Source organism: Gallibacter intestinalis, from assembly GCF_014982745.1.
Classification (GTDB): Bacteria; Bacillota; Clostridia; order Peptostreptococcales; family Anaerovoracaceae; genus Gallibacter; species Gallibacter intestinalis.
The window spans coordinates 1-12,139 of the sequence record NZ_JADCKA010000008.1 but is presented as its reverse complement, the minus strand read 5'-3'; the positions used below and the strand labels follow the sequence as shown (position 1 = coordinate 12,139).

Genomic DNA, 12,139 nt, shown 5'->3' with positions numbered 1-12,139 from the left:
CCGCTATCAGAAAGAGATTTTTTCGCCTCTCGCAACTCTTTCGTTGATAGCATCGATATCCTTGTCAGTTAATTCGTTAACATTGGACTTACGGATTACTGCACGTGGACTTGATATTGAGGCTTCTGCTGGTCTCTGATTCCTCAGACGAATTTGCGAAACAACACTTTGCTTGGCTTCCTCTGCAACTGCATTGTTATTGCCAGCAATAAATTCATCCATGTGAGTGAGCATAAATGCCTTATCAAGTGCTATCCCTTTTGAGAGATAATCGACAAATTCCGGATTCTCGCATTCTCTCGCAAGGTCGAAGTTAGGAAGTGCTTCTTTGAGCTGTTCAGCTTCTGCTACCCATGCGTCATACTGCTGCTGAGATGCTCTCTGCTGTTCCATCTGCTGCTGCAACTGTCTTCCTCTTGCTGCTTCTGCTTCTAAGGTAAGACGCTCTTTGTACTGGTCTATAGTTAGACCTGCAGCTTCTGCTCTTTCAGCGTAAATTGCATCGGTGTTCTGCAGCCTTGCCGCCAGATCAGCAGGATTGTCAACTCCGTACATTCCGTACAGCGGTTCAAGGCTTCTCTCATATTCGCTTAATCTTGCGTTCGCATCGGAATCGTTCTTGAAGCGTCTCTGAATGATATCCTGAACCTTTGCTCCGAACTGCTGTTTATACTTGCCATTTATAAGGCTTTCAAAATCTTCGTCCGGATTTTCTTGCACTGTAACTTCCTGTGCATTACCGCTATCGGTGCTATCGTCAGCTTTGCCGTATATAATCTCCGGTTCTGCCACTCCTGCACCGTCGCCAGCCTGTCCATCGCCGGCTCCGCCTTCTCCGTCAAATAAATGGAGATGCAGTGTGTTTAATGTGTTCATAACATTTCCTTTCTGTCCTTAAGTGGACGACTCTGTAAATCTGCAATTTTCAAGGGTTGCGAACCCTACGCTGAATATACTAAAAAAGGGCGATTATCTCGCCCCCATGTTTTTTACGGTTATATATTCCTTATGTTTCTCTTCTATGAACTTAAGTGTATCGATTACCGAGTGAGCCAATGTCGATACCTTTTCACTTGGATTTTTAATGTCCATTCTGAAATATCCATCTATCACTGACTCCGGTGCCAACTCCTCATCTGCCAATGCAATAGTTAGCATTATTACAAGCGTTGATATCACCACACATATATCTACATTGCCTGTTACCTTGTTCACATAAGAGTTGTGTCCGCTAATCTCTATGTATATACCGTCATTAAACAAATATCTTACTTCTGTCATGTTTCCTACCTCGGTGTAGCCGCCTCAGCAGCTCTTGTACGCATTTTAGTTGCCATTGTGTTATCAGTCTTAGGCAGACCATTATTTCCTTCCCCAGAGCCCTCCGATGTTCCTTGTGGAGCCTGTGTCTGCTGTGGGAACATCGGTGCTTCTGCAAGTCCTGCCTGCACCGCAAGCCCTAACTGTGGGAAAGTCGCATCAGTTTGCATTATGACCTGCTGCATGCGGTTAAACTGCTGCATAAACATACTCTGCTGCTGTATCTGCTGCTTAACCTTTTCTTTTCCTTCAAACTCCATCATGTCTATTGCTATAAGGGAAGGTTCTGCATTGTTAGGATTGAACCATCCCATACCGTACATTTCTTTTGCCAGTTCGTTTTGTGCGGCTCTTGAGAACGGTGATTTCTTTTCAGCAGATATCTTGATATCAAATACCGGCTTCTCCATCTCAGGCTTACCGTTATCGCCGATAATAGGATTGCCTGCTTCATCTACAGCCTGCCTGTTGATATTGCTGTTATCGTACTTAACGAACTCATACTCGCCGTTATCTCTATCAATACGGAAGTCTCTCGGTTCAATGTAAAACTGCCTTATGAGTTCTACTACAAGGTCCATTTCCTTGCAGAAGGCTCTGTAGGAAGCCTTAATCATATCTCGTGATAGCTTACTTCCTGCTTCCTGTAACGCTGCTATAGCAGAAGCAGCTGTAACTCCGGATGATGTAGAGCCCTGTGAGAAGTCTCTGTTGCCGGATGTCTCCTTCAATTCTTCAATCTTTGACTCTTTCTGAGTCATTACCGCTGTTGGGATAGTTGGGAACTGTATCTCTTTAACAGAATCAGATACATCTCCTGCTACCTCAACTATCTGATTAGACCAATCTGCGAACTGGTCCTTGTTGATACCTGCACTGTTTTTAACAAAATATCGTGGATTACCTATCATGTAAGCATTGCGGTTAATCATCTGATCTAATTTATCGATGTACTTCTGAGGGTCTCTCATTACATCGATATACCCAAAACCTACGACCTCTTCCTCGATAGGGAACAGAGTATCAAATACAAAAGGATATAATCCGTGCTCGTAATATCCGACATCTCTCAGTTCATCGTTGTTCTCAGATGAATACAGCAGCACATCATTACAGAACTTGGCATAGTGGAGGATAGTCTTCTCTGTCACTAACTCCGTGCCATCATCCTGATACAGAACTCTTGGTACTTTGACCTTGTAATACCAATCAACCACCGTTGAGTACTCTCCCAAGTCCTCTGCATAGTCTTTTCTGTACTGAATCTTATTGATACCTACATCCATTCCAAGATGTCCTTTAAGCTGCGGATACATTGCTTCAAGAGTTTCGTTGTCTTCTACAGATAGTACAAACACCTCTCTTGAATCCTGTATATCGTCAACTCCCATTTCCCATGCAAGGTTATGCAGGTCAATCTTTTTTATAGTGATGTCGCCTTTGCCATCAGCCTTAGCATTATCCCAGAACACACCTGTTACGCATGTGCCGTTCTTAAGCCTGTACCAATGCTTATTGCTATATAGTTCCTCATAATCATTCCTCTCAAGTATCATCGGAATGATGTCTGACAACATTTTAGCGTCCGCTTCATCAGCTTCTGTTCTTGGCAGGATATTAGGCTTAGGGTAGTTATCCATGATGTCAGCATGCTTATTAGCAAGTGAGTTAAACATCCATGCTGATACCGGCTTCTCGTCAAACTCACTGCAGCCGTCATTCACTTGGTAGTTATCCCAGTGTCGCTGCCGCCAAAAGTCCTCATTAGCATTTACCCTTGCATCAATAGACTGCTTCTTCTCAAGGTACTTATTAAGCCTTCCTGTGGCTTCTTTGATGGTATCCTCGGTAACATACACTTCCTGCTGTTCTTTCTTCTTCCTCATGAGCTTCTCCTTTGCTTCAATCTATCTCTTATCATGTCAAGTGGGTCTTCAACTGTACCCAAGTCAGGTACATTCTTAACTACTGGCTCTCTGCCTTGTATCTTCTGCTGCATCATCACATACCGCCATTCATCATAAATATGGTCTTCCATATCCGTGTTTACATCTTCAACCTTTGTTTCGCTGTATATGAGTGCAGGTATTGTTCTGATGAACTCCTTGCAGGTGTTAAACACATAGAACATAGAATGTCCATTCTCATCAAAGGCTAATCTGTAATGGCACTGCATCTTACCTGCCAGTCTTTCATTGTCAGCCTTATTGAAGTACACCTGATGCTCTGCCATAGTGTCAGATATCGCTGCTCCGCCGTTCTCTGCAAATATAGCCGGGTCAGCGATACCTATAATGTTTCTACCTTTCAACATCCTGTCATTGGTCTCAATCTCGTGTATCTTGCGTGCCACAGTTGCTATGTCCCATTTAAGGCCTGTATTCTCTTCTTTGCTGCAGCCGTAGAACTCCTTAATTCTGTAACATACTCCTTCATCATCGAAGGCATACCAGCCAACAGAGAAAGGCTTTGCGTATCCCCAGTCAAAACCTCTGTATATCGGCCACCATGATGGAATCTCGAAAGGCTCTACTACATGAGTCCATTGTCTGTCTATGTAATGTTCCGGATCGTCAGTGAACTCCTCGAACACCTGTCCCTCAAATATATCCCAACGGCCATGCAGCCAACCTTGTTTTAACTTCTCTGGAAGTTCTTCAAGCTGCTCTATGTAGTCCGGCTGAACTTCCATAAGAACCTTGTTGTCTGTTACTAACGATTGTATAAACTCATACTCGTCGGGATTCTCTCCGCTTTTGAATTTCCTGTCTATAAATACTCTCTTGATATACGCATGCCCAGGACCGCCCGGATTGCATGTAAGGTATAACCTCTTAGGGAATCGGTTAACACCTCTGAGAGTCGCTTTAATAACCTTAATCTGATGTTCTGTAAGGTTAGTCGCCTCATCGATGAATATAAGGTCATACTGGTCTCCCTGGTACTGTAGAAGGTCCCCATCGTTTTGACAATACCCGAATTTGATAGTAGACCCGTTAAAGAACCACATCTTTTTATTAGTGCTGTTATATTTCGCTATCCTGTTACACTCCACTCTCATTGTGTCTATGTGATTAGCTATGAGCTCGGGATATGTTCTTCTGACTATAAGAATCTTTATCCCTGGATAATGCAAAGCGGCCAACTTGGCTTTTGTTCTCACTGCCCAGCTTTTACCGCCACCTCTGGCTCCACCAAAGGCCACATTCTTTTTTCTTGCAAGCAAGAACTGCTTTTGAGTGTCACTTGGCTCTGCTCCGAAATTTAAAATCATTCAGACCACCTCTCGTCGCTTATGCCGTCAAATACTACAGTGATATTGGTGTCAGTATTTTCTTCTCTATCTGCTCTATCCTTATCCATCTGCAGCCGCTGCTCTGCAATCTTAAGAGTTCTCTCCTGTGCATCGGTGTTAGTGCCTGTGATACTTCTCTTAACCTGTTCTAGTATCTTTATGGTGTTCGCATACTCCTTAATAGCATTAGTACTTACATATTTCCCTTCTGTTATTTTCTCCTCAATAAGTTCAGAAAGCCTGTTAGCAATCCTTAGTTCTCTACTTAACAACTCTGTAGTCTTATCAGAAGTTGCCTTGACAACCTTCTGCTCTACTTCTGATACATATTTGCTCTCAAATGCTCTCCTTGCTTCACTCCATGCTTCATTCGCCGACCTTCTTGCTACAGTTGAATAAGCAAGACCATACTTTTTAGCTAATGCACGTGTAGTAATAGCAGTAGTTACATATTCAGTTTTTAGTTTCGGCCAGTCCACCTTTTTACTCATACGTGCTCCTTTCTATTTGAGAGTACTAAAAGAGGGGCGATTTCTCGCCCCTTGCTTTTAGGTTTGTTCACATAAAAACATATACATTAAAAATATACCCACCAATATAATATGTCACTCTCTTTTTTCTTTCTCCCCCACCTTTTCGTGAAAGCGTATCCCAGCAAACTTCCCTGCCTTGACTATAGGCTCCTGTGCATACTCATATTGTTTGCACCACTTCTTAAATTCTGCTTCATCTATCTCTTTGACTCCTGCTATATGTGCCATGTAGCTTACTCTTGCTTCCATCAGACTGAATAGCTCTCCGTACTCTTTCAATCCCTTATCCTGCCTTGCCAACTTCTCACGGTCACGCAGCAGGATAGTTTCTAATACCTTATTCTGCCTTGCCAACTTGCGTATCTTCTTAGCCTGTCTGCCTTGATGTGCAATGAGCTTCTTTAATTCCTTCATGGCAGCGTTCCATCTGTGATTAGGGTCTCCTAAATGCTTCTCCCAGTCTTTTGCCCATTTGCAAGTCTGCCAGTCCTTATCGCAGTGCTCGTCCATATATCTATCATGTATTTCCTTCTTACCAAAGAAATGGATACAGTCCTCACATGTTATGGTCTGTTCTTTGTGCCCTCTGTAATATGGGCATACGGTTATTCTTCCGGTGTTAGGCATCTTTTAATCTCCTCTGCTATCTCTCTAATTTCTTTCTTAATCGCTGCTACATCTTTTCTTAATGCAGTTAAACTGCTGCTCTTACTGTCTCGGATATGCTGCTCGAAGTAGTCATCAAGTAACTGATCTATTCTCCCGAAGTATCCGGTAAATCTTCTTTCCTCAGTTTTTCCTGTCTTTTTATTTTCCCGTTCCTTGCTTATCCAGTAACACTGGGCATCGGAATTGAGATATGTCCCGTCTTTAATTTTAATCTTCATATCAATAACCTTCTTTCAATCTCTGATAATTAACCTCGTTTTTATCTTTATAGGCTTTATAGATTTCGTCCCAAGTGAAATCAAATAAAAGTCCTATCTTAAATAGGTATTCTATTTTCCATAGTGATGCTCCTATAAGTCTTATGCACCGTTCTATTACGCTTGCTTTATTTTTCGCATCCCATTTTCCACTATATTTAAATTTATGTAGCAGGATCCCTGTTGACGCACTTCCTGTGATAATGAATGCGTATTGATTAGTTAAGCTCAAGGCAAAATGTAAAGCGTCCACATACTCTACTAATGCTTTTTCTCTATTGTCTTTTGCCGTCTTTTTCCAGTGTTTAAAAAGCGTTGGTAGTTCGTTTAACATTTCTCCCAATTCTACGAACAAAGCTACTTCCATACTTGCTTGTGGGTATCTCGTTATTCCTTGCTCTTTTAGGATTGCTCTATCTAGTTCCTCTTGCATTGCTAATAACTCTGCTAATTCCGTTAACTGTTTGTCTCCGGAACTTCTTAATATACTTCTTAATTCTTCTGCACACTCGAACATCTTATTTCTCCTTATTTTGAAATTTGAAAGCTTTATTCAATAATCCACTGATTATTGTCACTACTAAACATATTAAAAATAGCAAGATCGCTATTGCTAAGACCATCCACATCGGAAACAATACCCACACCCAACTCCATGATATAACTCCGCACAATTTAAGTGTGATAAATACTATTGTTAACAGTCCAATGAATCCAATTCCTCCGCTTTTGTAGTTATTCTCCATCTGTTTCTACCTCACTCTTCATGATATGTACTATCTGCTTTCTTGCCGGGTTATGCCGGAGTAGTTCTACCTTATAGAACATTCCTCCGGTCTCCCATATGTTACCTATTGCTTTACATCCCAGTCCGCCCTTACAGTAATCTTCTATCTTGGAGCGGATGGACGGGTCTTTAATCTCTTTCATTCCTCTACCTCCTCGTTCCAGTATTCGAGCTTACATTTTTTGCATTCTCCATTAGGGCAATTTCTTGTAGTGTCAATATATACAGGGCATATGTCAATATATTCATCATATCCATATTTGAGCACTTCTGCTTTTGGGAACTTTTTTAAAAAATCGCTCATTCTTGTTTCTGGATGCTTTTCTCCCCATTTCTCAACTGCCGCTACTGCTTCCTCCGGATGCTGCAACTCGAACATCTCACAGGTTATCTTGTAATGATTGTTATCGAAATCTAACACGCACTGAGAGCAGTCGCTGGGGCGACTGCGACTACATCTTTTTGTCATTCGGTTCTTTATTTTTAAATACTTAACTGCGTCCATCATTTAACCTCCTTGTACATCTCTATCCAATCCGCAAGCGGCTGTATCACAAGCCACTCGCTGTTATTCTTTCTGTGTATTACTACCGGCATTTCGCCTTTCCGTGCATCTGCTTTCGCCTGTGCCATCGCATCATATAGGCTCAAACGTTCGGTGCGTTTACATTCAATATGTACTCCCGGGAGTCCTATAACATCAGCATCGCCATTCGCTCCGCAATACTGAACGGAGCGACGCGCATCATATCCATATTCTCGGAGTTTTCGGGCGAGTTCTCGCTCGCCCCTTTTCCCTTTTTCTCTTGATGTTTTTCCCAATTTTAAAATTTCTCCTATTTTATCCGATCCTCATTTGCAAATCTAAATTTTTTAGCATTTGATTTTTTGCTTTCGTGTAGATTTCTCTTGAACATTCAAACCCATATGCATCTCTTCCAAGTTCATAAGCTGCTAATAATGTTGATCCACTACCAGCACATGGATCAATCACCACATCACCTTCATCAGTAAAAAGTTCTATCAGTTGCTTAAGAAGTTTGACGGGCTTCTGAGCCGGATGTATTTTAGGTATCTCTTTTCCGTCTCTCTCCCATGTGAACCAATTGAATACCATCTTTCCTGTTCCCGGTATGTTTTTCCCATTTTCGTCTGTCTGTACTCCATTTCTAAATTTAGGTAGTTTATCACGGTATAAAAGTAATGCATATTCAGTAGCTCCACATATACGCATATTAGCTTTTAGAACTTGTGGGGAATAATTCTTACAGAATATAAGCGGTATATGATTTTTAAATCCATGTTTTTTTGCATATTTGATTACTGTTTGAAGCTGTTCAAAAGAACAGAATACTATCATACATGGAGCATCAGACGATCTACCTCTTCCATTGGTAGTTTTAGGCTCTTTTTTTAATAATTTATTGCAAAAGTGGAAATATTCCGCTATGTTAAAATTGAAATCTGTATTAAATGCCGCTTTCCCTGCTTTTTTGCTTTCGCCATTTTTTCTATCTCCACCTATATACCAAGTGGGATTTGATCCGTAAAAATTAGTCCCTATATTGTACGGTATGTCTGCAACAACTAATTGTGCCTTTGGTATGTTATATCTTTTATAGTTTTGAAAATTATCGTTATATAATTCAATCTTATTCATTAGAACGGTATATCCTCCTCGTTTATTTCAGTGAATCCGGACGGTGTCCCGTCACTTTTCTGCTCTCTATCTCCCCATTCAAGGAACTCAACTCTGTCAGCAACCACATCTGTGGTATAAACTTTTCTGCCGTCTTTTTCGTAGCTTCCCGTCTGAATGTGACCCTGAATAGCCACCTGTCTTCCCTTTGTAAGGAATCTTTCGCAGTTTTCAGCCTGTTTGCCAAAGACTACGATATTCGGGAAATCAGCGCCTCTGTCCTGACCGTCTCTACCAGGAACCCTATTAATGGCTATTGAAAATCTTGCAACGGCCAACTGGGATTCGGTATATCTCACTTCAGGATCTCTTGTTAGTCTGCCTATAAGTACTACTGAATTGATAAGTCATTCCTCCTTTGTTGATGTCTCTCTTTTGCATGAAAAGACATATGCTCACTTTTCGTCATTAAAATTAAATTTTCTTTTTTATTATTTGCTCTGTTTTTGTCAATATGATGTACACATTCATCTTTTGATAAATGCCTTCCAATAATAGCCTCCATTTCCTCCTTTTTTATTCGCTTCACCTATTTTAAGTTTAGTTTCGTTATATTTATGTTCTAGGGTAGCCTTATCTACGCTATTCATCTGTATCCTCCTGTTTAACTTCTATCCCAGTGATTTTTTTGAATATTTCAGCATCGAAATTGGGAATTGATTTAATAATTTCTTTGTTTCCTTGAGTCATTTCCTCCCACCAATTTGCCCATGCTTCCTCCATGGTGTAAGTTTTGAGATAGCCGCCAATTAATGCTTTATCTTCATCTTCTGCTTTTTCTTCGTCTGTATATTCAACCCAATCGGTTAAGATGAACGGTGCGGAACATAAAGCGTTATAATATTTACTTCTGTAGAAATCTCTCAAAGACATGCCTGACGGCTTGTTGAATATTCTTATATCCATATCTTCTTCAGTGCAGAATACTCCGTTGGAACCGTCGCATTTGTTCCCATAGCCGCTGTTACTATTGCCGCTGTTCCTATCGCCGCTGTTACTATCGCCGCTGTTCCAATCGCCGCTGTTCCAATCGCCACTGTTACAATCGCCGCTGTTCATATTGCCGCTGTTCCTATTGCCGCTGTTCCAATCGCCGCTGTTACTATTGCCGCTGTTCCTATCGCCGCTGTTACTAATGCCGCTGTTCCAATTGCCGCTGTTACTATTGCCGCTGTTCCTATCGCCGCTGTTACTATTGCCGCTGTTCCTATTGCCGCTGTTACTATTGCCGCTGTTCCCATAGCCGCTGTTACTATCGCCGCTGTTACTAATGCCGCTGTTAAATACTCCAGTATTTCCATTGATTAAGCCTTTTAGGATGTTTAATTCCTCACCTGTTATTTCACGAATAATTTTTATGTGGTCGCTTCCACATTTTGTACCATCTGTAATTTCCTCGCCTAATACTTCAATCTCGAAAAATCTATTATCGCTAGCAGCGACATCGTAAAAACAATTTACATCTCGCAAAGAGTTGCAGTAGTGGAATACTGTATCACTGCATAGCTCAAGCGGTCTGCCGTTGTTGTCTTTTTTATATTCTTTACCGACTTCAAACTGAAATCCTCGGCACTGCATATTTTTATCCATTCCTTTGATTTTCATGTAAATCCTCCTACATCGCCGCCAGTATCAGCAGCGCAAATATCAATATCAATCCTATAACTTCACCTTTGCTCATATCTTTGTCTCTCGTATCACACCTTCTGCAGTCAGATTGCCGATAACTTCGCCACTATCTTCATACATTAGTTCTAATAGTCCTGCTCTGCTTCCGTATGTTCCCAATCCGATAACTGCATCCCATATTCTTCGGCCATCTGTAGGACTGTACACTACTATCTGTTCTTTAATGCCATCTTCTGGCAATGGTATTCTTTTATAGAACGCTCCTTTCTGCTTAAGGACTATCTCTAATTTATTCATTTCTCGTAAATCTAACTTCATTTTCTGCTCCTCTTCTTTTTCCATCTGTTCCAAACATCGCACCGACTAAACATTGCTTCGACTACTGACATATTCATTATGTTAACAGTGCATCTTATGCTCTCGGTGCAGTATCGGCAGTTCAGACAGCATTTTTCTTGCAACTTATCACTACGCACAAATCCATACTTCTCTGTTCTGTCTGCCATATTCTTCTGTCTCCTCGTGGTCACTATAGTAAATATCAATCACATTACCTTTTACGGCTGAGCCTGTATCCTCTGCCGTGTAGACCTTACCGTCGATGATGACTTGCGTTCCCAGTGGTATTACATCGGGATCAACTGCTATTGTCCGCCCTTCCTGTGGTGTAGTTCCCGACTTGGTAGGGCTGTCAGTCCATACTCCGCAGCATTTCTCACATTTGCAATATGCAGTTGTGCTGAATACCCCAGCAAATGTCGGTAAGTTACTTTCGATGCCGTCCATCTCGCTTTTTATTGCTTCAATATCTTCATGCAACTGCTCGATAGCCTTAACAGAATTATTATTTATCGCTTGTAATTCAGCTTTGACCTCTTGCAGCTCATAATATCCATATCCCAAAGCAATAAATACTATCAGAATTACTGCCATTGCTATTACTTTTCTTTGCATTTCTCAACCTCTTGCATAGTCTCTTTGATGACTCTACTCAATCTATTCATCTGCACTAACAGCTCATGTAAATTGCCTTTAGCCTTAACCTTGATTTCTCCGTAGTTGTTTATTTTTAGGTTTATCATCATAACCTCCTATTCCCGATCTTGCGGACATTCAGCACATACTTATCTGCTCTCTGATTTATGCGTCCTGCTATCGCTTCATCGATGTCTAATATCTCTGCTACGCTTAACTCACTACTGAACAGTGTCGGTAGTTTAGCGATGTATCGTGCGTTGATTATCTCGAACGCTAACTTGATGTCTGCTTCCGTGACCGCTCCCTTGAAAAAGTCGTCTATATATAGGACGTTCACTTTCTTGAGCCGTCTCATTTTCTCGCCGTACTTTGCATCATCGTTCACTAATGACTTAATCTCTGTACTTTCATCTCTCCACTGCATATAGTGAACCGGTATCCCTTGTTTAATCAGCTCGCCGCAAATTGCAGTCGTGATGTGAGTTTTTCCGCATCCGGACACTCCGGAAATGTACCACCAGTAATCTTGATACTCATTCAGATACGCTCTTGCGGTCGCTTTTAAATTTGCATTAGCCTTTTCCGTTTCCTCGTATGTGTCAAATGTCATGCTATCCAATACCGTCTGTAGTCCGCTTTCAGCGATGTACTTTTCCTGCCTTTTCTGCTCCCTTTCTCTTATCTGGCATTCACATTCTTTTGCATACTCGTAGCCGTCAATCACGGTCTCGATGTATCCGGTGTCTTTGCAGATAGGGCAATCATATACTGGCTCTGAAAGCGTAGGTCTTATGTTCGCTATTATCTTCTCAATCTCTGCTCTCATATATCTCTCCCAAGTTGTGGTCCGTCATACCTCTCTGACTTTTCATGCCTTTTAGGGTCATCTCGATACCATTTCCACAAAGTAGCATAATGGTCATCGTATATTTTGCCACTGCTTTTCATGTATGTGGATAAATCCTCAATCCA

Annotated in this window: 20 protein-coding genes; all 20 read right to left on the bottom strand. The window is 41.4% G+C overall.

Going from position 1 to position 12,139, the window contains the following annotated elements; genetic code table 11:
- Positions 1-6 precede the first annotated feature (6 nt).
- Positions 7-876, bottom strand: coding sequence for a hypothetical protein (locus INF20_RS05350; protein WP_226385349.1), 870 nt, complete (start codon positions 874-876; stop codon positions 7-9).
- A 93-nt stretch (positions 877-969) separates the two neighbouring features.
- The gene (locus INF20_RS05345) at positions 970-1,281 is read right to left on the bottom strand and encodes a ribosomal-processing cysteine protease Prp (protein WP_226385348.1); all 312 of its coding nucleotides are present in this window, start codon (positions 1,279-1,281) and stop codon (positions 970-972) included.
- Between the two features lie 5 nt (positions 1,282-1,286).
- Positions 1,287-3,206 (bottom strand): portal protein, encoded by a 1,920-nt coding sequence (locus INF20_RS05340; protein ID WP_226385347.1) that lies wholly within the window; start codon positions 3,204-3,206, stop codon positions 1,287-1,289.
- On the bottom strand, positions 3,203-4,594 hold the full coding sequence (locus INF20_RS05335) for a phage terminase large subunit (RefSeq protein ID WP_226385346.1): 1,392 nt from the start codon (positions 4,592-4,594) through the stop codon (positions 3,203-3,205). The genes INF20_RS05340 and INF20_RS05335 overlap by 4 nt, the downstream gene beginning before the upstream one ends.
- The gene (locus INF20_RS05330; protein WP_226385345.1) at positions 4,591-5,106 is read right to left on the bottom strand and encodes a hypothetical protein; all 516 of its coding nucleotides are present in this window, start codon (positions 5,104-5,106) and stop codon (positions 4,591-4,593) included. The genes INF20_RS05335 and INF20_RS05330 overlap by 4 nt, the downstream gene beginning before the upstream one ends.
- Positions 5,107-5,220: 114 nt before the next feature.
- Positions 5,221-5,775 (bottom strand): hypothetical protein, encoded by a 555-nt coding sequence (locus tag INF20_RS05325; protein WP_226385344.1) that lies wholly within the window; start codon positions 5,773-5,775, stop codon positions 5,221-5,223.
- The gene (locus tag INF20_RS05320; RefSeq protein WP_226385343.1) at positions 5,754-6,035 is read right to left on the bottom strand and encodes a hypothetical protein; all 282 of its coding nucleotides are present in this window, start codon (positions 6,033-6,035) and stop codon (positions 5,754-5,756) included. Before INF20_RS05320 ends, INF20_RS05325 begins: the two co-directional genes overlap by 22 nt.
- A gap of 1 nt (position 6,036) precedes the next feature.
- Positions 6,037-6,591 (bottom strand): dUTP diphosphatase, encoded by a 555-nt coding sequence (locus INF20_RS05315; RefSeq protein ID WP_226385342.1) that lies wholly within the window; start codon positions 6,589-6,591, stop codon positions 6,037-6,039.
- Positions 6,592-6,809: 218 nt separating this feature from the next.
- Complete coding sequence (locus INF20_RS05310; RefSeq protein ID WP_226385341.1) at positions 6,810-7,004, bottom strand: hypothetical protein; 195 nt, start codon at positions 7,002-7,004, stop codon at positions 6,810-6,812.
- The gene (locus INF20_RS05305) at positions 7,001-7,369 is read right to left on the bottom strand and encodes a hypothetical protein (RefSeq protein ID WP_226385340.1); all 369 of its coding nucleotides are present in this window, start codon (positions 7,367-7,369) and stop codon (positions 7,001-7,003) included. Before INF20_RS05305 ends, INF20_RS05310 begins: the two co-directional genes overlap by 4 nt.
- The gene (locus INF20_RS05300) at positions 7,366-7,683 is read right to left on the bottom strand and encodes a putative PDDEXK endonuclease (protein ID WP_226385339.1); all 318 of its coding nucleotides are present in this window, start codon (positions 7,681-7,683) and stop codon (positions 7,366-7,368) included. Before INF20_RS05300 ends, INF20_RS05305 begins: the two co-directional genes overlap by 4 nt.
- Before the next feature lie 19 nt (positions 7,684-7,702).
- Positions 7,703-8,521, bottom strand: a complete 819-nt coding sequence (locus tag INF20_RS05295) for a DNA-methyltransferase (RefSeq protein WP_226385338.1) — start codon at positions 8,519-8,521, stop codon at positions 7,703-7,705.
- Entirely contained in the window at positions 8,521-8,904 is a 384-nt protein-coding gene (locus INF20_RS05290; protein WP_226385402.1) for a single-stranded DNA-binding protein, read from the bottom strand. The genes INF20_RS05295 and INF20_RS05290 overlap by 1 nt, the downstream gene beginning before the upstream one ends.
- On the bottom strand, positions 8,892-9,065 hold the full coding sequence (locus INF20_RS08035; protein WP_226385337.1) for an HNH endonuclease: 174 nt from the start codon (positions 9,063-9,065) through the stop codon (positions 8,892-8,894). Before INF20_RS08035 ends, INF20_RS05290 begins: the two co-directional genes overlap by 13 nt.
- Positions 9,028-9,150: a hypothetical protein gene (locus INF20_RS07950; RefSeq protein ID WP_264175477.1), complete on the bottom strand. Its 123-nt coding sequence runs from the start codon at positions 9,148-9,150 to the stop codon at positions 9,028-9,030. Before INF20_RS07950 ends, INF20_RS08035 begins: the two co-directional genes overlap by 38 nt.
- Positions 9,143-10,165 carry a DUF7666 domain-containing protein gene (locus tag INF20_RS05280; protein WP_226385336.1) on the bottom strand — a complete coding sequence of 341 codons (1,023 nt, stop codon included), beginning with the start codon at positions 10,163-10,165 and terminating at the stop codon, positions 9,143-9,145. Before INF20_RS05280 ends, INF20_RS07950 begins: the two co-directional genes overlap by 8 nt.
- A 72-nt stretch (positions 10,166-10,237) precedes the next feature.
- A complete protein-coding gene (locus INF20_RS05275; RefSeq protein WP_226385335.1) occupies positions 10,238-10,507 on the bottom strand; it encodes a hypothetical protein in 270 nt (89 codons plus the stop codon).
- 150 nt (positions 10,508-10,657) lie between these two features.
- The gene (locus INF20_RS05270) at positions 10,658-11,143 is read right to left on the bottom strand and encodes a 3D domain-containing protein (RefSeq protein WP_226385334.1); all 486 of its coding nucleotides are present in this window, start codon (positions 11,141-11,143) and stop codon (positions 10,658-10,660) included.
- Entirely contained in the window at positions 11,128-11,271 is a 144-nt protein-coding gene (locus tag INF20_RS05265; protein WP_226385333.1) for a hypothetical protein, read from the bottom strand. The genes INF20_RS05270 and INF20_RS05265 overlap by 16 nt, the downstream gene beginning before the upstream one ends.
- On the bottom strand, positions 11,271-11,993 hold the full coding sequence (locus tag INF20_RS05260) for an ATP-binding protein (RefSeq protein WP_226385332.1): 723 nt from the start codon (positions 11,991-11,993) through the stop codon (positions 11,271-11,273). Before INF20_RS05260 ends, INF20_RS05265 begins: the two co-directional genes overlap by 1 nt.
- Between the last annotated feature and the right edge of the window lie 146 nt (positions 11,994-12,139).